17 protein-coding genes are annotated in these 20,254 nt (G+C 47.6%); 5 read left to right on the top strand and 12 right to left on the bottom strand.

Translation table 11 applies throughout. The annotated features are described in order from the left end of the window. Positions 1–30 precede the first annotated feature (30 nt). Complete coding sequence (locus AXX12_RS01440; protein WP_066237087.1) at positions 31–1,530, top strand: Mur ligase family protein; 1,500 nt, start codon at positions 31–33, stop codon at positions 1,528–1,530. On the opposite strand, the gene AXX12_RS18635 is transcribed toward AXX12_RS01440, so the two are convergent. Then, entirely contained in the window at positions 1,425–2,168 is a 744-nt protein-coding gene (locus tag AXX12_RS18635; RefSeq protein ID WP_074431315.1) for a cytochrome b/b6 domain-containing protein, read from the bottom strand. The two genes, AXX12_RS01440 and AXX12_RS18635, sit on opposite strands and share 106 nt — an antisense overlap. 264 nt (positions 2,169–2,432) lie before the next feature. Here AXX12_RS18635 and AXX12_RS01435 point away from each other — a divergent pair, with 264 nt between their 5' ends. The 3 genes from AXX12_RS01435 to AXX12_RS01425 all read left to right on the top strand — a co-directional run bounded on the left by AXX12_RS01435 (position 2,433) and on the right by AXX12_RS01425 (position 5,189). Beyond that, a complete protein-coding gene (locus AXX12_RS01435; protein ID WP_066237084.1) occupies positions 2,433–2,840 on the top strand; it encodes an EVE domain-containing protein in 408 nt (135 codons plus the stop codon). Between the two features lie 176 nt (positions 2,841–3,016). Further along, positions 3,017–4,204: a lysophospholipid transporter LplT gene (gene lplT, locus AXX12_RS01430; RefSeq protein ID WP_066237082.1), complete on the top strand. Its 1,188-nt coding sequence runs from the start codon at positions 3,017–3,019 to the stop codon at positions 4,202–4,204. 244 nt (positions 4,205–4,448) lie between these two features. Further along, on the top strand, positions 4,449–5,189 hold the full coding sequence (locus tag AXX12_RS01425) for a gamma-glutamyl-gamma-aminobutyrate hydrolase family protein (RefSeq protein ID WP_066237080.1): 741 nt from the start codon (positions 4,449–4,451) through the stop codon (positions 5,187–5,189). Positions 5,190–5,425: 236 nt separating this feature from the next. On the opposite strand, the gene speD is transcribed toward AXX12_RS01425, so the two are convergent. After that, on the bottom strand, positions 5,426–6,250 hold the full coding sequence (gene speD, locus AXX12_RS01420) for an adenosylmethionine decarboxylase (RefSeq protein WP_066237077.1): 825 nt from the start codon (positions 6,248–6,250) through the stop codon (positions 5,426–5,428). Between the two features lie 324 nt (positions 6,251–6,574). Here speD and AXX12_RS01415 point away from each other — a divergent pair, with 324 nt between their 5' ends. Continuing rightward, positions 6,575–7,753 (top strand): metallophosphoesterase, encoded by a 1,179-nt coding sequence (locus AXX12_RS01415; protein ID WP_231881739.1) that lies wholly within the window; start codon positions 6,575–6,577, stop codon positions 7,751–7,753. Positions 7,754–7,798: 45 nt separating this feature from the next. Here AXX12_RS01415 and pgl read toward each other — a convergent pair whose 3' ends face one another. From pgl to AXX12_RS01365, 10 genes are all read right to left on the bottom strand, one after another. After that, on the bottom strand, positions 7,799–8,527 hold the full coding sequence (pgl, locus tag AXX12_RS01410) for a 6-phosphogluconolactonase (RefSeq protein ID WP_066237288.1): 729 nt from the start codon (positions 8,525–8,527) through the stop codon (positions 7,799–7,801). 2 nt (positions 8,528–8,529) lie between these two features. After that, positions 8,530–10,071 (bottom strand): glucose-6-phosphate dehydrogenase, encoded by a 1,542-nt coding sequence (gene zwf, locus AXX12_RS01405; protein ID WP_082816632.1) that lies wholly within the window; start codon positions 10,069–10,071, stop codon positions 8,530–8,532. A 15-nt stretch (positions 10,072–10,086) separates the two neighbouring features. After that, the gene (locus AXX12_RS01400) at positions 10,087–11,487 is read right to left on the bottom strand and encodes an MFS transporter (protein WP_066237070.1); all 1,401 of its coding nucleotides are present in this window, start codon (positions 11,485–11,487) and stop codon (positions 10,087–10,089) included. A 361-nt stretch (positions 11,488–11,848) separates the two neighbouring features. Continuing rightward, complete coding sequence (locus tag AXX12_RS01395; protein WP_066237067.1) at positions 11,849–12,430, bottom strand: hypothetical protein; 582 nt, start codon at positions 12,428–12,430, stop codon at positions 11,849–11,851. A gap of 218 nt (positions 12,431–12,648) precedes the next feature. After that, positions 12,649–14,529: a ferrous iron transport protein B gene (gene feoB / locus AXX12_RS01390; protein WP_066237064.1), complete on the bottom strand. Its 1,881-nt coding sequence runs from the start codon at positions 14,527–14,529 to the stop codon at positions 12,649–12,651. 16 nt (positions 14,530–14,545) lie between these two features. Beyond that, the gene (locus AXX12_RS01385; protein ID WP_066237062.1) at positions 14,546–14,788 is read right to left on the bottom strand and encodes a FeoA family protein; all 243 of its coding nucleotides are present in this window, start codon (positions 14,786–14,788) and stop codon (positions 14,546–14,548) included. 329 nt (positions 14,789–15,117) lie between these two features. Continuing rightward, positions 15,118–16,230, bottom strand: a complete 1,113-nt coding sequence (locus AXX12_RS01380) for an ABC transporter permease subunit (RefSeq protein ID WP_066237058.1) — start codon at positions 16,228–16,230, stop codon at positions 15,118–15,120. Further along, positions 16,230–17,273: an ABC transporter permease subunit gene (locus AXX12_RS01375; protein WP_066237055.1), complete on the bottom strand. Its 1,044-nt coding sequence runs from the start codon at positions 17,271–17,273 to the stop codon at positions 16,230–16,232. Before AXX12_RS01375 ends, AXX12_RS01380 begins: the two co-directional genes overlap by 1 nt. A gap of 2 nt (positions 17,274–17,275) precedes the next feature. Beyond that, positions 17,276–18,886: a sugar ABC transporter ATP-binding protein gene (locus AXX12_RS01370; RefSeq protein ID WP_066237051.1), complete on the bottom strand. Its 1,611-nt coding sequence runs from the start codon at positions 18,884–18,886 to the stop codon at positions 17,276–17,278. Positions 18,887–18,969: 83 nt separating this feature from the next. Beyond that, positions 18,970–20,124 (bottom strand): DUF3798 domain-containing protein, encoded by a 1,155-nt coding sequence (locus AXX12_RS01365; protein WP_066237048.1) that lies wholly within the window; start codon positions 20,122–20,124, stop codon positions 18,970–18,972. Positions 20,125–20,254 lie beyond the last annotated feature (130 nt).

The raw sequence follows: 20,254 nt of genomic DNA, 5'->3' as shown, positions 1-20,254 counted from the left end.
ATATCGCTATTTCGGCAGGAAGGTGAGAGAATGGATCAATTAGCAGAGATCCTCCAGACTGCGACCGGGATTACCTGCCACTCAGAAGATGTCAGCCCAGGCGATATCTTTGTCGCCATTCGCGGTCGATCTGACGACGGCAACAAGTATGCCAGTCAGGCTGCACGCTGCGGCGCATCAGCCATTGTAACCGACACCAACGAAAAGCTTAGCGATATAGGAATTCCGGTCTATTATGTTGCCAATGCGCGCGCTGCCTGCGCCTGGCTGGCGTCAGAATTTTACAAGCATCCCTCTAAAGAGCTATCTCTGGTTGGAGTAACAGGCACCAATGGCAAAACCACCGTCGTATCCATGCTTGAGCAAATGTATCGCACAGCCGGATTATGTGCAGGTATGATTGGCACTGTGAGCGTAAATCTTGGCGGCTATTCATTGCCCAGCAAGTTAACTACCCCGGATTCGATCAGTTTGCAGCATTTTCTGCGGCAGATGCGAGAACGAAGCGTGACTCACGCAGCGATGGAAGTATCTGCCCAGGGTATGGAACTTAATCGGGTCGATCATGTAAAGTTCGCCTGCGGGATCTTAACCAACGTTTGCCCAGATCATCTTGATTTTCATGGTGACTTTGCCAGTTATCTCGCAGCTAAACGGCTTTTCCCCTCCTTCTTGGCCGGCGCTCCGCTCATCATCAACGCCGCTGACCCGGAGTGCCGGGCAATCGCACAAAGTTATGGCGGTCCTATCATTACCGCTGGTGTGAATATGGCAGCAGACATTAGCATTCAAGTGCTGCGAACCAGTCGCCGCGGCAGTATCTTTCGGCTACGGGTTAATCGGCCAATTAACGGTTTAGAGGCTTATGAACAGGCATTGAGAACTCTGCGCCTGTCTGCGCCCGGTTTTCACAATGTAGAAAATGCTATGCTTGCATCGATTGCAGCTTTGTTGCAAGGAGTCAGTCCTGCTGCCATCGCTCGTGCCCTGGCGTCGTTTGGAGGAGTTGAGCGGCGTTTTAAAGTATGTGAGCATAACGAGTGTATCGTAATTGATGATACGGCGTTGAACCCGGGTAGTATTGACGCAGTTTTCGAGACAATCAGGCAATTCCGTTATAACCGAATGGTTGTTGTAAATGCCATCCGAGGCTGTCGCGGACCGGCGATCAATTCCGCTAATGCACTGACCCTGCTGCGCTGGCAACGCAATTTTCCGTTTACACTGATCATTACCGCCAGTTATGATCAAACAACGTTTGCCGATCAGGTTAGCCATCAAGAGAAAAACGCCTTCTTGTCTGAGCTGGATCGGTCTCAGGTAAACTATCTTTATACAGATACGCTGAGCGAGGCCATACTTACCGCCCAGGCGACGACCCGGCCAGGTGATTTATTACTGTTGATCGGAGCCCAAGGCATGGATCACGGTTTTTCATTGTTAACTTCTCCGAAGTTGCCGCTCACGGTTGTTCCAGCTGCCTTTGCGGTAAACGGCAGAGATGGCTCAGATTCACTTTCTTTTACATAGCCGGTGAATATCGCCTGCAGCTTAGCCGGATCTTCGGTAAATACCAGGTAGATATGCACTGGTACAGTGACAATAAACCAGATCATAATTCCATATTTCAGCAAACGCAAGGCCTGCAACCCTCCCAGCCAGAACTGCAGAGCAGTACTTTCTGACGGAAACAAAAGAACAAAGCCTGCGAGAGCTGACAATAAGCTAGCGAGCGCCCAGGAATCATAAATTAACTTCTGGCCTGGGATATAGCGTCCGAAATTTGGATGATCAGACCGTAAAAATAAAAAATACGCAAGAAATGCCTTTAGATTATGAAAATCAGCTATATTCAACACAATCTCGCGATAGCGCCGGGTGACAATATAGTAATATGTGTGGCCTAACAAATTTGCCGTCAGGGCGACGCCAGCCGTACCATGCAGCAAGCGAACTATGCGAAACGGCAGCTGCAGTTTGTCAGTGTTTGTATAAAACAGCAATCCAGTCAATACTAAAATCGTCACCTCAACTACCATCAGCCAATGAAATATGCGAATCGGCAAAGGCTGAATCAATCGTTCCAGCGTAAACACCACCTTTTTTCTAGCTTGCCACGCAATGTCAATAGCAATACTTATTGCAAAATAGCAGGATTTTACTGGCATGGGGAGAACGTTTTAGCACAAGCGCCGTGGGAGTACGGGGCACCATTCCACAGAGGGCACAGAGTGGTAAAGAGGACACAGAGGGATAAAGTTTGGGGCCATCATAGCTGGCAAAATAGATACTACTCCTCTGTGACCTCTGTGTGACCTCCTTTCCTCTGTGGAACCGTAACCTCTTCCGCTTCGCGAATTTATTAATTTCTATGGCTTAAAAAAACTACATGCTGTGGCATGCGGCATCTGGATTATTTGGAGGCGAAAATCATGGCTTATTGGCTGGCGAAAACTGAACCTGATACCTTTAGCTATGCGGATCTAGAACGACTGGGCAAAGACAGATGGAATGGAGTGCGCAATTTCGTCGCGCTGCGTCACATGCGGCAGATGCAACCCGGTGACATGGTCTTCATCTATCATACTGGCAAAGAGAAAGCGATCGTCGGCATAGCAGAAGTTGTCTCTCTCCCGTACCCTGACCCCGAATCAGATGACTCCCGATTTATTGTCGTGGAGTTCATCCCTAAGCGATGGTTAACCCGCCCGGTTACCTTGAAGGAAATCAAAACAAGCCAAGCTTTTGCTGACTGGGAGCTTGTCACGCAGTCGAGACTGTCAGTCATGCCAGTTTCTGTAGACAACTGGCAAAAGATATTAGTTTTAGCAGACAATTAACGGTGACGCTGCTCAGCTGGTCAAGATGCTACACAGCAACACGCGTTAAAAGTACTAGCCGCAAAACTTCAAATAGCGAAAAGACGCAAAAAAGAGGGAATAACGGCGATGAATCAGAACTACTCTAATAGATCAAGTAGTCGAATATACAGCATTTTTTGAAGGGTGGATCTCTTTTGCCAAAACTCCTCACACCGTTGCGTGCCTTACTGACAACCCAATTTCTTTCCGCTTTCGTTGACAACATGCTATTGTTTATTGCGCAGGCGATCATCCTAAGGGACCATTACCCGTCATATTACCTATCAATGGTCCAGAGCATGTATCTGCTATCCTATATACTTGCTTCCCCCTGGGTAGGCTTGTATGCAGATAGTGTCCCCAAAGCCCGTGCGTTGTTGACCGGCAATCTGGTAAAGCTTGCCGCGCCCATTCTCATGCTGTTATCAGTCAACCCAGCCCTTAGCTATCTTTGCTTTGGTTTAGGTTCAGTTATCTACAGTCCGGGTAAATACGGCATTTTACCCTGTCTGACATCCTCCGAAAAAGAGTTGATGCAGGCCAATGGGTGGCTCGAGAGCACAACGATTATCGCGGTTCTTGGCGGCTCAGTGGCTGGTGGTTGGTTATCTGATCAGTCTGTGGAAATGGCCGCTCTGGTCGGGGTGGCGATATACGGATTATCGATTCTCCTCAACTTGCAGATACCGAACAACACCACAACTTGTCAAGTCCCGTACGCCCATGCAGGCGCTAGCTTCTTTGGCGATCTCCAGTTCTTTTTCTCTAACCAGGCAGGCCGCTTTTCCGTATTAGGTTCTGCCTATTTTTGGTCAGTGACTTCGATACTGCGGTTAGCAATTTTTATTTGGGCTCCCTTAGCCTTAGGCCTGACAGGAAATACTCCTGTCAGCATGTTAGTCGCCCTGATTGGAGTCGGCATCGCAATTGGCGCCTTCGCAGCACCACATGTTGTGTCAATTAAAACCTATCGCCGCGCCATTTGGTTTGGCGCTGCAATTGGCGTGATGATGCTGATCATGGCTGTCACTACTTCGCTGCCGTTAACTCTCGTCTTGATGTTAGCAAGCGGCATTCTTAGCGGAATGTATATTGTCCCTGTGAATACCCTGAATGAAAGTGTGGGCGAGTCCAGCATTGGCGCGGGTCGCGGCATCGCTGTTCAGAACTTTGCCGAGAATACTTGCATGTTACTTGCGACAGGCATCTATACCATGATGACTTGGGCGGCAATACCGATCACCATCATTATTTTTGGCGCAGGCATTGTCTTTCTGATATTGATGTTCCATCTTTGGCGTCTTACCAAAGCACCGGTTCGCCAGCAAGAGCCCGACCGTTGATAAACACCCATCTGCGTTGTTAGCACCCAAAATCCATTGCTTGCGTACCTGTCTCAAATGTATCATCCGGTTACAGTTGATAGGTAACGGCCACTTGATTTTGGGTGCTGCCTAGTGATGCTATTTTACCTATGTGAGTCAAGTCGCTCACAGTCTCATAGGCAACAACATCTGGACATTTCTGAACGGTCTGAGAAGGTTTTTCAACAAGCAGAAGAGAAAAGCGCAATTCTGGGAGGGTATTATGCACAAGCCGGTCATTGGTATTACCACTAACTCACTTTTCTCTGAAAGCGGAGCCTTTCCCGGTATGGAGCGCGTCTATGTTAATCAGAGCTATCTTCATTCTGTGGAGAAGGCTGGCGGCATACCAGTTCTACTGCCGACATTGAGCAGTAATGCAGATATGGCTGATCAGCTGCAACGAGTCGATGGAGTGATTCTTTCTGGCGGTGGCGACATTAACCCGCTGCTATTCGACGAAGAACCTGATGCAAAATTAGATTTTGTCCTCGCTGACAGAGATGAATATGAGATTATGCTGACCCAATTGGCCTATCAGTCAGGCAAACCAATACTTGGCATCTGCCGTGGCATACAAGTCCTGAATGTTGCCTTTGGCGGTAACCTGTATCAGGATATTCATAGCCAGGCAGCGAACTGTTCCCTAAAGCATTCCCAAAGCTCTCGCTGCGACTTTGCCGGTCATACTGTTGACATTGTCTCCGGCAGCCTGCTATACGACATACTCGGTACAACCACTATGCCTGTCAACAGTTTTCATCACCAGGCTGTTAAAGACGTCGCTGCCGGCTTTATCGTAACCGCAAGGACGCGCGACGGCATAATTGAGGCGATCGAGAAGCCGGGAAAGGCCTTTCTACTCGGAGTGCAATGGCACCCGGAAATGTTGGTTGATTCGTATCCGGTTATGCTGGAATTATTTAAGCGGTTGGTCAAGGAAGCCGAAAAAGGGATTGCTTAAGAAAAACCGCTGAGGCATTCTTTAGAGAAGCACGGAGTACCGTTCCACGGAGGGCACGGAGAGTTACGTTTTTGGGGGCCAGCAAAGCTGGCAAACTGGATACCATTGCCTCTGTGTACTCCGTGTATCCTCCGCGACCTCCGTGGAAAACGTAACCTCGTCCTCTTCGCGAACTTAAACTTTCTAATACGTTGAAAAAGAAGGAACCGCTTTCGCGCACGAAAGCGGTTCCTTTTCTACTTTATGCTGACCTTGGGGATATTCTTGCCGGAGAAAATCTCGAGCATCTCTTTCTTTAACCGTTGCTTGATCTTCTTCTTTTCGCCAGGCAGCAGTTCTTTCTTGGCTGTGCCGAACAAGTAGTTGTCCAAATCGAACTCCTTAAGCAGCATCTTGGTATGGAAGATATTTTCCTGATACACATTAACATCAATCATTTGATACATGTCACGGGTGTCGCTAGCGATGTAATTTTGTATAGAGTTAATCTTGTGATCGATGAAATATTTCTTGCCATCAACATCGCGGGTAAAGCCTCTCACTCGATAATCAACAATCGCGATATCGGCGCTGAAGCTTGAGATCAGGAAATTTAGCGCCTTTAGCGGCGAAATGTGGCCACAGGTGGATACGTCAATATCGGCACGAAAGGTACTGATACCTTTATCTGGATGGGTTTCCGGATAGGTGTGAACGGTAATATGACTTTTATCTAAATGAGCGACAACGGCATCAGAATGAACCTCTCGGCAGACAGTGGTATCCTCATTATCACCATGGCATTCGATCGGCCCCTCTGATATCAGCATCGTCACGCTGGCGCCTTGCGGGTCATAATCTTGCTTGGCGATATTTAAAACATTCGCACCGATAATATTCGCTACTTCATTCAGGATATCAGTGAGCCGCTGGGCATTATATTCCTCATCAATATATGCGATATATTCCTGACCGTGTTGTGGGCTTTTTGCATAGCAAATGTCATACATGTTAAAGCTCAGCGTCTTAGTTAGGTTATTAAAGCCATAGAGTTTTAACTTTTTAAGAGCCTTTATTTCCATTTTATTCTCCTTTAGCAACCGATTGCTGAACTTAAAAATATGTCAACAATACAATAGCAAAAAATACAGAATATATCAATGATGAAATTTAAATCAGGATCAAGATGGTAAGTGTGTTTCCAAGGATAGCAAACGGTAAGACCGGACAGGATATTGACGCAACAGTTACAGACGGACGAATTCAGTTCAGCTCGTCGATCTTGCACGCCCACTATAAGCAAGCCTGTAGCAGCTAAGAGTACATAGGCACGGAAAAGTCACTCCCTTTTCTTTCCCTAATATGGTATTATTATTACCATATTCTCGATAGCGATGATTTCCCCTTTGTATACGAAAGAAAGGATGATCGATATTCCTGTGTATTCTTTCTTTGTTATTTTTTTCGTCATCTATGGGGCGGCTAATCTCTATATTGGTTGGCGCGGTTGGCAGGCTCTCGGTCAGCTTCTGCCAGACGGCTCAGCGCAGCTCTATTGGCTGACACTAACGTTTTTCGCTTTGTCTTATTTTGCCTCACGAGCAGGCGCGAAATGGCTGCCGGAAACGATTACCACACTGCTAACATATGCAGGAGTATTCTGGATGGCTGTTATCTATTATGGGTTCTTGCTGGTTTTATTGGTCGACATCATCCGTTTGCTGGACCGGGCTATCCCCCTCCTGCCTATGACTTTGAAACAGCATCCTGAGTGGACTGGCGTGACGGTTTTGATCCTGCTAACTTGCATTCTTGCCTATGGTTTTTGGAACGCCCGCCACACTATCATTAACCGATATGATATCACCATCGCTAAAAATGCGGGAAACCTGACAAATCTACACGCAGTCGCAGTATCTGACATTCATTTAGGAGACATTATCGGCGCTGACCGGCTGGAAGAGCTAGTTGAGTCAATCAATCAATTACAGCCTGACATTGTATTATTGCCTGGCGATATCATTGAAGCAGAATTGCAGCCTTTTATAGCTCAGAATATGGGGGCTGTTTTGCGCCGCTTAAACCCGCCGCTTGGTGTGTATGCGGTATTAGGCAACCATGAATATATCGGTGGTGAACAAGACGGTATTATTGCCGCACTTGAACAGGCTGGAGTCAAGGTTCTGCGTGATTCCAAGGTTATCATTAACGACAGTTTAGTTGTCGCAGGCCGTGACGAACGCTCCCGCAACCGCTACGCCGGCGGATCGCGCGCGCCACTATCCTCAATTTTAGCCGGTATCAATCCCGCTATGCCGGTGCTTCTACTCGACCATCAGCCGCTCGATCTTGATGAGTCCAGGCTGCAAGGAGTCGACCTGCAGTTATCCGGACATACCCATCGCGGACAAATGTACCCGAATCATTTGATTACTTCCGCCATCTTCGAGATCGACTGGGGCTATCTAAAAAAAGACTCTTTGCAGGTAATTGTCTCATGCGGTTATGGCACTTGGGGCCCCCCGATACGGACAGGAAATCAGCCAGAGTTACTGGATATCCATATAACATTTAATGGCAAATAAGTAAGGAGCCCTCGGGCTCCTTACTTATTTGCCTTAATTACGCTGTTACCGAGATACGAGCGTGGATGCCGCTGCCGCATCCAACAACCAAGTCACTTTTTTCGTTTTCACCATTGCCGCAGGCAGGTTTTTTGCCTGGCCCCTGGCAATAGCAGCGACAACAGCCGCCTTCTCCGACCCAGACACAAGGAAAATCACTTGGCGAGCCGCATTAAGGACAGGCAAGGTCAAGGTAATCCGCTGACTGTTATCCGGCGCCCGGCCAACTGCTGTCCAGCTGATTTTTTCGTTTATAGTAAGATCGCCGGGAAATAAGGAGGCGGTATGTCCGTCTGTTCCTAACCCCAGCAGGATACAGTCAAAAATAGGCCAGCCGTTCTCTATTGCAGAATCAGGAAAAATCTCACAGATAGTCGTCGCATAAGACTCTGCCGCTGCCTCGGCGGACGGAAGACTAGTGTTCACTGGGCAAATTGCCGCCGGTTTGACCGACAAACGCTCGAGCAAAGCTTCCCGGGTCATGCGATAATTCGAATCAGCATGCCCTTCCGGTACAAATCGCTCATCACCCCAAAACAGAGAGATGCGTTGCCAAGGCAAGCTCTCAAATTGTGGCTGACCTAGCTTTTCAAACAGCAGCTTTGGTGTTTTTCCGCCAGACAGCGCCAACATGCAAGCGCCCCTATCTGCCACCGCTTTTTGGGTAACCGTAGTAAACAATTCGGCGGCACAAGCAGCCAATTCGTTTCCGTCGCCGACTATGTGGTAATCCACGCTCACAGCGGCCTCCACCTCCTCCCGTCATTTGTCAGCAATCGATCAGCTCCTTGCGGTCCATCTCCACCTGCCTCATAGAACTCTAATGGGCAATTGTCAACCGAAGTCTGCCAATTGTTAATCACAGGCTCTAGTACTGTCCAGGCCAATTCGGCGCCGTCGTGGCGAACAAACAGCGTTTGATCGCCAACCATGCAATCAAGTAACAGCCGTTCGTAGGCGTTGCTTGAACGCTCGCCAAAGGCGTCCCGGTAAGAGAAGTTTAGCGTCAGACTGCTCATACACATGCGCGGCCCAGGGCGTTTGGCTTCCATGGTGAGGGCAATGCCTTCTTCTGGTTGAATTTTCAGGGTCAAAACATTCGGTTGTAAGCGCTCGGGAGCGATCTTGCCAAACATGGAATGCGGCACAGATTTAAAGGTTATCGCAATTTCGCTAACTTGTTTCGCCAACCGTTTGCCTGAACGCAGATAAAACGGAACCCCCTGCCAGCGCCAGTTATCAACCATTACCTTCATAGCGACATAGGTCTCAGTTTGTGACTCAGCATTAACGCCTTTCTCCTGACGATACGCAGGCAGTGGCTGTTCTTGCGCTGCTCCTGCTGCATACTGGCCCCGCACCAGCCAATCGCCCAGCCCATTGTCTGAGAATGGCCGAATCGAGCGCAGGAGTTTAACCTTCTCATCGCGATGGCGGTCTGCCTCGAACGTAGCCGGTGGTTCCATGGCCACTAAGGACAACATTTCCAGCATATGATTTTGGAACATATCCCGTAACGCACCCGCCTGCTCGTAATAACCGGCCCGGTTTTCTACCCCCAATGTTTCAGCCACGGTGATTTGCACATGGTCAATATAGCGCCGATTCCATATGGGTTCAAAAATCGCATTAGCAAAGCGAAGAATAAAAATGTTTTGTACAGTTTCCTTACCGAGATAGTGATCAATCCGATAAATCTGCTCTTCACTCAGCCATTGATGCAGAGCACTATCCAGCTTGCGACTGCTGGCCAGATCATGTCCAAAAGGCTTTTCCACAACCACTCGCGCCCAGCGCCCCGACTCTTGGCTGGTAAGACCGGCCAGCCCCAGACCTGACACAATTGTTGTATATAAACTGGGCGGAGTAGCCAGATAGTAGAGACAGTTACCTGCTGTCCACTCCTGTTCAGACAGCTCAGTCAACCGCTCAGATAGTCGCTTGTATAACGCGTTATCTTCATAACTGCCAGAAAGATAATATACATGCTTGAGGAACTCTTCCGCCGCTCCGGCGGTTACCTCTCGGCTCAATAGATACTGGCGGAAGCTGTCTCGAAACACCTGATCGTCAAGCTCGCTGCGGGCGCAGCCAAGGATAAAGAAGGTTTCTGGCAATAAACGGCGCTGAAATTGTTCAAATAAGGCGGGAACCAATTTTCGATGAGTTAAATCGCCGGACGCGCCAAAAATCACTACTCCGCAGGGGTCAGGCTTGACTTCAATGCAGAGTTCTTCCCTTGCGTCATCGCAGACAAAAAACCGTGATAAATCATCCATTTTCAACACCTCAATTTATTCACTATGTCTAGTCTGGCCACGGTTGCGGCTAACAGACAAAGCCGCGCCAGATAATGAAAACAATGATCCGGTTAATAGGGCCGCCCGATAACCGGCAATGATCGATGCCTGGTCACCTTGATGCAGCATTCCTTGCCGTACAGACTCAAAAATAGTCACAGCGATGGCAATTCCCAACACCATGCCTAAATTACGCACAAGCGCATTGATCCCGCCCGCCACGCCGACCTTATTGCGAGGGACTGAACTCATCACACTGTTGTTATTCGGCGATTGAAAAATCCCATTACCTAGACCAAGAAGAGCCTGTCCAATGGCAACTTGCCAAATAGACGACTGTTCTGTTAGTCCGGCTTGTAACCAAAGACCAGCGGTAAGCACCAGTAAGCCGACCGTGGTTAGAACTGCCGGATTGGCTCTCTCAGACAATCGCCCGCTGACCGGAGCGCTTAACGCCATGACCAAAGGAAACGGAGTCAGCAGTAGGCCGATTAATGAGGGACTGAGCGAAAGTACGGAATCTAAAAAGAATGGTAACAAAAAGACATTCGAAAATCCTGCCATAAATGAAAGCATTCCAGACAGAATGCCGGTAGAAAACGGCCAGCGTTTGAATAATGAGAGGTCAAGCATCGGATAATCTGTTTTACGTTGATGGGTAATGAATAACCAAAATGCAATAACTGCAAATGTCAACCCGCCGGAAATCGTTAGTGAGAGCCAGCCCCTGCTTTGACCCAAACTGACTGAAAGCAACAGCGCGGTCATCGCTAAGCCAAATAGCCCAGCGCCAACACTGTCAAACGGTTCGCTATGTTTGCCTGCTTCATCCGGCAGCAGCATCCAGGCAAACACCGCCCCTGCCAAGCCGATAGGAAGATTAATCGTAAAAACCGATTCCCAGCCAAATGCGCCAACAAGTATGCCGCCTAGCGCCGGTCCAGTCATTGAGCCTAGTGCGACCACGGTTCCACTCATGCCAAGCGCTTGCCCCCGCCCTTCCGGCGGAAACGCCAATGTAATGATCGCCGGTGCATTGGCCATCAGCATTGCTGCCCCAACGGCCTGAGTTACTCGCGCTGCAATCAGCTGGACTATTCCGGCAGAGACTGCGCACAGCGCTGATCCTGCTGTGAAGATTAAGAAACCAAAAGAGTATACCTTCCTCCGTCCAATCATATCGCCTAGTCTGCCGAAAGGCAGTAGCAGACTGGTAATTGCCAACAGATACGCAGTGACCACCCATTGCGCCAAATCTATACTTGCTGATAGTTCAGCAGCTAGAGTCGGCATGGCTACATTCACAATACTACTGTCTAGAGTAGACATAAATGTGCCGACAGCGGTTACCGCAAACACCAACCAACGCCTAGCGGCAATATCAGTATGCTCCATCGGTGAAACCTCCAGGGAAAAGTATGGTAACTATTCGTTTTTGGATGGAGAAAACCCTTTTCTAGTGTGTTCACAGACTAAGTTGGTTAGACGTAAGAAAAACTGCTAACGGCGGTCTTTGGGAGAAAAGAAGTATAACACAAAGATCGCAAGAGTCAAAGAGCGCAAAGGGAATTACCATTTCACAGAGGTCACAGAGTGATAAAGAGGAACTTATTTATTCCTCCGCCGCTGTGTCCTCTGTGTGACCTCAGGTTCCTCTGTGGAAAAACGTCCTCCGTTGCACTAGCACTATACTTTCTAGACGTTACAAAAAGACTTGCGAGTTGTATCTCGCAAGTCTCTAGGTCGTTGTATCATTTCAAAACGGCAGTTTCGCAAACATATCATCCATCGCTGCTTCGATACCAGCACCGATGGCGACTCTTTCTTTCACCCCTGGACCAAACCGTGAGGCTCTCAGTTTTTCCTGTTTTTCAATACGCAGACTAATAAAGTTATTATCAGATACCGATAATGCTTTAGCATAAATACTAACACTGCCGATTGTATAGGAATAAAACCATGAGTAGCGCCGGTTCGCTTGAATTCTCGCAAAGTCCATGGCTAATACCGCGTCTGCGCCGGTAGCACGGGCCAGAGCCAGTAAAACATCTTTTTCCGGCAGCAACATGGGAGTCGCATCATAACCACTTTTTGCCAGAAAATCTGCAACTTCCCCGGGAGGCACCATCACATAATTACCTGATTGAAAATAGCCCTCCAACTTGCTGGCAATCGTCGCATCAACTACAGAGCGGTTTTCGCCAGACGAATTAATATATGGCACTACGGCGACTCTGACCGGCTCAGCAGCGGCGAGCTGAGGATGGCTGATCGCAAAGCCTGCAAACATTATCAAAAACAGAAGCAGCTTGATCAAAACCGTTCTGCGAAAAGCCATATCTGACTACACCTTCCCTCTAAACAATAGATAGAATCAGGATTCGCGAAAAAAGACTAAAGTCCTGCCAAAGGCAAGACAAAAAAGGAAAACGTCAAACCGGGGTAGGACGATAGCACTAACTTTACTAGCCGCACTAGCCCCACAACGGACATTTTTTTGTAATTGTACTCACGTCGTGGCGATCGTGGCGCTCGTGCTAAATTCTCCCTCCCTGTTCACTGTCCAACAAAGAACGTCCCGGCGTGATAAGCAGCCATGCCTAATATCAGTGAGAAGACCAGATTGCCGACAATCGAAATGATTGCCACTCGCCAGCTGTTAGTTTCTTGACGCATCATGAAGATCGTTGTCAAACACGGAGTGTAAATCATATAAACTAGTAAAAAGGTAAACGCTGACACCGGATCAATCGCTGACTTAAGAACTTCCGCTAAACCGGCTGAACTGTCAGAGGCATGATAAAGTATGCCTAAAGCGCCTAGCGCTGTTTCTTTTGCCGAGAAGCCAAGAATGAGCGCCACAATTAATTGCCAATTCAAGCCCATCAACGCGCCTAACGGTTCAAGCGCCAAGCCAATGCGGGCGATATAGGTTTCGCTAAATGGACCAGCCGGGTAGTTTGACAGATACCACACAACCACAGACGAAATCACAACTACATTCTTAATCCGCCGTAAAAAATGCAGAGTTCGTTGACCAGTTAATAGAAGAAGATTACGCCACTGCGGCAACTGGTAAGGAGGGACCTCCATCAAAAACGTGCCTTGTTCTTCCGCAACAATAAACCAGCGTACCAGATGGGCTACAGACGCCATCAGCAATATGCTAATGGCAAGTAACGCCAACATCACCAGTGTTGCTTTGGTGGAATCAAAAAATGCCGATACCAAAAATACCATGACGCCAAGCCTGGCTGAACAGGGTGCATAAGCACTAGCCAGAATGGCAACCGTCCGATCATATTTTCCAGTCAAAATCCTCGCTGCTAGAATACCGTTAACATTGCAAGTGCAACCAACAACCAGCGGGATAAATATTTTCCCGTTTAACCCAAAAGCCGTCATCACCCGGTCAGTGAGAAATGCAACCCTGCTGATATAGCCGCTGCCCTGAATCAGGTTGTATAAAAAAAAGAAAAAGACCATCTGCGGCAAAAATCCCAGAGTAGAACCCACACCTTTAATCACACCGTCTGCCAACAAGCTCACCAGAGAGTCCGGAAAACCCCATTGCGGCAAAACAACATGCAACCAAACACCAAAGTCGTCAAACCAACCGCTGACTAAAGCGGATAAGGGGCGAGTTAAATCAAAGGTTATGTAAAACATGAAGCCGAATAGCAACAACATAATGGGGACTCCCAACCAGGGATGTAATGCCCAGTGGTCAATCCTGTCTGACCAGGTTGCTTTACGATTCAGCTTTTGGATGCACCCTGCTGCTAAGGTTTCAGCCGCTTGGTGACGGGCGCTGATTATCTCCATCTGCAAAGTTTCATCACTCAACGCTAATTGGTTTAGAACTTCGCCACGGTTACTATCTAGCTGACTCTGAAGTACAGCTTGTTCAACCGATTGCGGATATTGCACTGAATATCCTGACTGGTATGGTTTTACTGCGGTTTCCTGTACAACCGAGAGTAATAACGGTTTATCCAACAGCTCGCCTTTTGTCAGCACCCTAACCCCTAATTGTTTTTCCAGGCTCCGACTGTCAATAACAATGCCTGCTTGTAGCGCAGACTCCATTTTATTAATCAGCACCATGCAACGCTGAAATCGTTCAAGTGCTTCTAGTACCAAATACAACCCGTGTTCAAGTTCTGTTGCACTAACCATCAGCAGTACCACATCTGGTGGCGACTCGCGGAAAAACTGGTTAACCATTATTTCTTCAGGGCTATAGCCACCTAAACCATAGACTCCCGGCAAATCATGAAAAGACACTGTTCCGTCTGGCATGGGGACAGAAAGTGTGCATATCTGAGTCGTCTGCCCACACCAGTTACCGACCTCTTGTTTACCACCGGTGAGGGTGTTGAACAAAGCGCTTTTCCCAACATTGGGATTACCCAAAAGGGCGACAGATAAATCCATAGTCATCACCTAGCAGCTAGCTTGACGCAGCAGATACAACAATATAGCGACATTCTTCCTGCCTGAGCGCAATGCGATAGCCTCTCACTTGTATCTCCACCGGATCGGAAAAGGGTGCCCGGCGAATAACTTTTACTTTCGCTCCCGGTACAATCCCCATCTGCAACATACGTGCTCTGAGCATTCCCTCACCGCCCACAGAGGTTACTTGCCACGACGAGTTGGTTTCAGCTTGATCTAAAGATACTTGCCGGTTCAAAGCGCCACCTCCGCGTTGATAATGATAAACATTATCACTTTTTCTCACTATCTATTTTACCCCAAACAGGTAAAAGAATAAAGAATATATTAACACACCACGCGGCTAAAGAGTGTAGGTTGCTTGGATAAAAAGAGCAGTCCTCGACTTCGAGAACTGCTTAGATAATAAAAACGCTATACCGATTTTCAGGGTACAGGAAAACATTTAACGCAATGCGCGCTATAAGGCGCAAGCGGCGCAAAGAAATAAAAGCAATTTACTAAATTGCCGTATTGCGACACTTGCGGGCTTCGTGGCGCTAATGCTCTATTTCATAATGAGTGAAGTTAGACTTCGAAAAACTTTTTCTTAGCAGTTAAGTACTTATGCCAAGCATGCAGTAACAATGACATACCAATCACGCCATAGGCTATGAACACACGGAAGAATTCGCCGATTTGCGCATCACCAAACAAATTATTGCCGGCTTGCGGTGAGGCGATAAACAACAAATGGAATAACACTGTGCCGATTATCGCGTCACTGATGGTCGCCTTAGTCACGGTTGCTCCGCCAATCAGCAGTGCGGCAATGGCAAACATGCCTACCTGTTCGTGGCTGGCATAGGTATTTAAGGTGCCGATGTTTTGCAAAAAGATAATTTGGCCCCAGGCCGCCAGCACAGTAGAAATAGTAATGGCAATAATTCTGACTTTGTCGGTGCTGATGCCAGCAATTTGGGCGATATGTAAGTCTTGGCCTAACGACCGGAACTCTTGCCCTAGCTTAGTGGTAACGATAAACCGAGTCGCCCAGCATAAAACGCCAATAACAAGAAAGGTTACTACTGGCACTTCGATCCCCATCACGTTGAAATAGAGAAACCGGTCGATCGAGTATTGCATGAATTTTAGATCAAGAGCATTCTTTAGGCCAACGCCGCCTTTGAGAATAATCTCCTGATTGACCACCGGTATCAGCGTCCCCATGAATAGCAAGAAGACCAGTTGATAGATACCGTTGGCGAAAAAGCCTAGAATCATGCTTGTGATCATTTCCCTGCCCTTGGTTTTATTGAGCGTGATCCCCGTTAAATAGCCAAACAGAAGCGCAAATGGCATCGAAAATAGCGCCGCGACCAGAAAGCCAGGGAATCCACCGATATCCCATATCTTGACCGCAATGATGCCGATTTGTCCAGCCATCGCACCGATAACGAGCGCGAAGTTTAGGCCCATGCCTGCTAAGACAGGAATGATCAGTGAAAGCACGAGGAACAGGTTGCGGGATAAACGGACCACCAGCTCATTAATCACAAACTCTGTCGGCAAATCAGCTGCAATGACTGTCATCAGGCACATTGCCGCGAACGCCAAGGGCACCGGGTGTTTTGTAACTAGATTCCGCAGGGGATTTGCCGGCTTGACCTGATCTTGTTTTGCAGCTAGTCCTGTATTCATCAGTGACCGCCCCCTACCTTCGTTAAAGCGTACAAGATAACGCCGTTACTGACTATGATCCGAATAACTTCAGACAAATTGCCGACAGGCAATAAATCATTAATAACCGGCAGCGAAATCGTCAGCAATGCCTGGAACAGAATCGCTCCCGAAATGACATGCGAAATAGTTGCCTTTTTAGCGGTCGCGCCGCCGATCAGAATGGCGGCTGTCGCCGCAAAGGGCATCATCAACGGCGCCTGATATAGCTGCAAGAAGCCAAAGCTTTGCGCATAAACGAGTATGCCGATTCCCCCCAGTGAAGTCGAAAGAATCGTGCCAATCATGCGCTGCCGGTTGACGTTTATCCCTGATGCTGTTGCGAATTTGGCATTATCACCAGCCGCCATCATTGCCATACCGGTTTTTGACCGTAGGAACAACCAGATAAAGAAACAGAACAAGGCAAAGAACAATAACGCGCCCGTCGGTATTTTCGAACCAAAGAAGGGGATAGCCATCCAGCTGTCAAGAACCTTCGCAAATCGTCCAGATAGAGCAATCGTACTGCGTAGTCCTGAACCGCCAATCGCCCAGACCATTTCGGGACTGGTGAACGGAATTGCCATCCAGCCGATCGACATCAGTGAAACAATCGAAAAGCCTACATAGGTGCCTACCGTCATTTCATCGCCTTTGACTTTATTGAGCAGCCAACCATAGAGATAACCAACAACTATCGACATCGGCAAGGACATAAGCATCGCCCAGACGAATGCCGTCATCCCGCGAAGATCGAGTTCAATACTGATACAGCCAGCCAGAAGTCCGGTGATAATTCCTAGTGAAAGGCCAAAGTTGATCCCAGTTCCGCTGACAATGCTCGGCACCATTGCCAGTACCAAAATTCCGTTCATCGCAATCCGGACTAACGAGTCAGTAAACATAGCTGCAATGTCCTGTTTCAGCATGACAGCCAAAGCAACTAATAGCAGTAGGAATAGCGTTATGCAAACTTTAGGAAAACCGTATTTGTCTGTCGTCTTCTGCCACAAATTAGTCATTGTTATACGGCCTCCCTACTGTGTTGCTGATATTTTCCTGCCATAGCTAAGCCGTAATCCAGATCAGGCGCTGTTGGACTAAGTATTGTTTCTAACCGTCCCTCATAAACAATCGCAATACGGTCACAGATCGAACGCAGCTCGCCAAGCTCACTGGAGGTGACCACAATCGTCATACCTAGGTCACGGTTCAATTTAACCAGTAAATCGAGCACCAGCTTTTTGGCGCCAATGTCAATACCGCGCGTTGGCTCTGACACAAACAAGATTTCAGGTTCTAAGGTCAGCGCCCTCGCAATACAAACTTTCTGCTGGTTGCCGCCGCTCAATCTTCGGGTCAACTGAGTAGGTCCAGTGCAACGGATGTCCAAGTCCTGGATAAGTTTAAGGGCATGTTTACGAATATGCGCACTGTCAGCCATCTTAATGACATGAATACCAAGCAGCGGCTTGAGGAATTTTTCTTGTATCTGCATTGCTGTCATAACAATATTTGTTTCGATCGAGTTATCAAGAAGCAGACCAACTCCTCGCCGGTCCTCGGACACAAAAGCCAGTTTATTTTCAATTGCGTCACGCGGGGTGTTCATTTTCATGACTACCCCATCTTTGAGCAACTCACCCTGCGCCGGGTATAAGCCCATAATACCATTGGCTATACCGATTTTCCCTTGACCAGCCAAACCGCCAATACCGATGATTTCGCCTTTCTTTATATCAAGCGATATATTTTTAACAACTTCACCAGGCATGTTTACGCTCATATTTCGGACAGAAAGAGCGACTGCTTCCTCTTGCTGAGCTTCTTTAGTCGCTTGGTTCATGTGTTCAATTTTCCGCCCGACCATCATCTCTGCAATTTTTTCAATCGTCGCATCTTGCTGAGTCATAAAGCCAACTTTTTCGCCATCCCGTAAAACAGTTATGCTGTCAGCTACCGCTAGCACTTCATCCAACCGGTGAGTAATAAATAGTATCGCGATGCCATGAGCCGCTAGTTTCTTCATGACAGCCAATAGCTTGTCTGCTTCACTTTCTGTCAACACAGCAGTCGGTTCATCAAAGACCAGCAATTTAATATTCTCTTTATCGATTTCACGGGCAATCTCGACAAATTGCATATAGCCAACTGGCAAACCGGCAATAGGCAGCCATTCGTCAACATTCATCCCCAAAGAATCTAGCGCTTTTTTTGCGTCTTTTCCCATGGCCGCCATATCCAAAGTCTGCAGTTTAGATGATCCCATCAGTTTACTGACTGTATTGTGTTTAGTCACTTCTCGGTTCAGTTTAATGTTTTCAGTGATACTGAAGCCAGGCAGCAACATAAACTCTTGATGTACCATACCGATACCTAGTTCCAACGCTGCCCGTGGTGATTTAATTTCAGTAGGAGAGCCATCAAATACTACTTCGCCTTTGATGCCGCCTGTACTGTAAATAACCGGCATACCAAATAAGATATTCATCAGAGTGGATTTTCCAGCGCCGTTTTCACCAACAAGTGCGTGAATCTCACCCTGCTTGACAGTGAGACTCACACCTTTAAGTACTCTGTTACCAAAATATTCTTTCTCTATGTTGTGCATTTCGAGAATGTTTTCCGCAGCCATCGTTATCCCCCCGTGTGAACTTGGCAGACATATAGTAAGGTTGCTTGCAAGAAGCAACCTTACTAATTCTGTCCTACTGCCGATTAGTAAATGATGTATTCAGATAGCACCATGTAGAAGTTGTCAAACTTGACGTCTTTACCGGCTTTATCTTTGCCAGAGTATGTAGTAGCAGTAATCGGGGTGCCAGCGATATCGTTCAGTTTCTTCACGAGGGCGTCTTTATCATTTTTTGTTTTAATTTTGCCGTCGATCCAGTCTTTAGCATATTCAGCGCCAGCTTCAACGAACAGCATGTTAATCTTAACAGGCCAAGTCGCAAATTTTCCGCTGCCGCCTTTTTCTTTGATTGCAGCTTTAATTTGATCGTTGATATAGGCCATGTCGCCAGCTTTTTCCTTCGGAATCTTAATGCCTAGAGCGCCCGGATAGCCATGGAACGGGCTGGGGCAGCACTGTTGAGCATAGATTGCGCCAGTTTCGAGAGTCGCCTTAATGAGCGGTTCTTGCATTGCACAGTTAGTGCTGAAGAAGTTGACTTTCTTGCCAAATTCTTTTACTTTGCGGGGAACGTCTTCAAGAATAAACTGTTGTGCGCCGGGAACGCCTGCGTCGCCAAGGGGATCGGGAGCAGTAGCGTCAATGAATTTCAGACCAAGCTTTTCACTTTCCTGTTTCATGATGTCCCGTCTTGCTGCCAGCATCGGATAGGACATATGGCGCGGGAAAGAGTAGTGAACGATAGTATCTGCGCCCATTTTCTTGGCTTGGGCTGGAATGGTGCGACCCATGGCTAGCTCATCAGCTTGGAGAACAATGTCAGCCTTTCTGCCAATCATGTCAGGATCTTCGGCAGGTACGCCACCAATCAGCAGAATGTCAGGCCGTTTCTCTCTGACTTTTTCAAAGCCGGCTGCAGCACCTGGGACGGCTTGAACCATAACAATTGCTTTTACATCAGGGTCGGCTGCGAACGCCAGCAGGTTGGAAATTGTAGTTTCTTGCTCTTTCATAAAGTTGTCAGGATAGGTTTTCATGAGAATGACATCTTTGCCATACTTTTGAACCATTTTTTCTGCGGCACGGATTTCTTCCTCATTTTGTGCAACAGTACCGGTAATGATGCCAATCTTCGCTTTTTTCTTCGGTGCTTCAGTAGGAGTTGACGATTTTCCGCAGCCAACAAGGCCCAGCATTAAGATCGCGGCCACTAACAGGGCTACCCATTTTTTCAACACAAATCCCCCCACGAAATTATTATTTAGAAGAAAGAATACATTCTTTCTTTCTAAACACAGAAAGAATCCAACTTGTTCACCACACAAATACATGAGCGAAGATTATTAACTCCCTTCTTAATTATAAACG

This window comes from Anaerosporomusa subterranea (assembly GCF_001611555.1).
GTDB lineage: Bacteria > Bacillota > Negativicutes > Sporomusales > Acetonemataceae > Anaerosporomusa > Anaerosporomusa subterranea.
The sequence above is the reverse complement of the archived record's forward strand: the minus strand, read 5'-3'. Positions and strand labels throughout refer to the sequence as shown.

What these genes read in the sequence shown, in the direction of transcription:
- AXX12_RS01380 (WP_066237058.1), bottom strand. Translation starts at nt 16,230, where the DNA reads ATGAATACAGGACTAGCTGCAAAACAAGATCAGGTCAAGCCGGCAAAT.
- feoB (WP_066237064.1), bottom strand. Translation starts at nt 14,529, where the DNA reads ATGGATTTATCTGTCGCCCTTTTGGGTAATCCCAATGTTGGGAAAAGC.
- AXX12_RS01440 (WP_066237087.1), top strand. Translation starts at nt 31, where the DNA reads ATGGATCAATTAGCAGAGATCCTCCAGACTGCGACCGGGATTACCTGC.
- AXX12_RS01435 (WP_066237084.1), top strand. Translation starts at nt 2,433, where the DNA reads ATGGCTTATTGGCTGGCGAAAACTGAACCTGATACCTTTAGCTATGCG.
- AXX12_RS01375 (WP_066237055.1), bottom strand. Translation starts at nt 17,273, where the DNA reads ATGACTAATTTGTGGCAGAAGACGACAGACAAATACGGTTTTCCTAAA.
- AXX12_RS01395 (WP_066237067.1), bottom strand. Translation starts at nt 12,430, where the DNA reads ATGGCTTTTCGCAGAACGGTTTTGATCAAGCTGCTTCTGTTTTTGATA.
- zwf (WP_082816632.1), bottom strand. Translation starts at nt 10,071, where the DNA reads ATGGATGATTTATCACGGTTTTTTGTCTGCGATGACGCAAGGGAAGAA.
- AXX12_RS01400 (WP_066237070.1), bottom strand. Translation starts at nt 11,487, where the DNA reads ATGGAGCATACTGATATTGCCGCTAGGCGTTGGTTGGTGTTTGCGGTA.
- AXX12_RS18635 (WP_074431315.1), bottom strand. Translation starts at nt 2,168, where the DNA reads ATGCCAGTAAAATCCTGCTATTTTGCAATAAGTATTGCTATTGACATT.
- AXX12_RS01425 (WP_066237080.1), top strand. Translation starts at nt 4,449, where the DNA reads ATGCACAAGCCGGTCATTGGTATTACCACTAACTCACTTTTCTCTGAA.
- speD (WP_066237077.1), bottom strand. Translation starts at nt 6,250, where the DNA reads ATGGAAATAAAGGCTCTTAAAAAGTTAAAACTCTATGGCTTTAATAAC.
- AXX12_RS01370 (WP_066237051.1), bottom strand. Translation starts at nt 18,886, where the DNA reads ATGGCTGCGGAAAACATTCTCGAAATGCACAACATAGAGAAAGAATAT.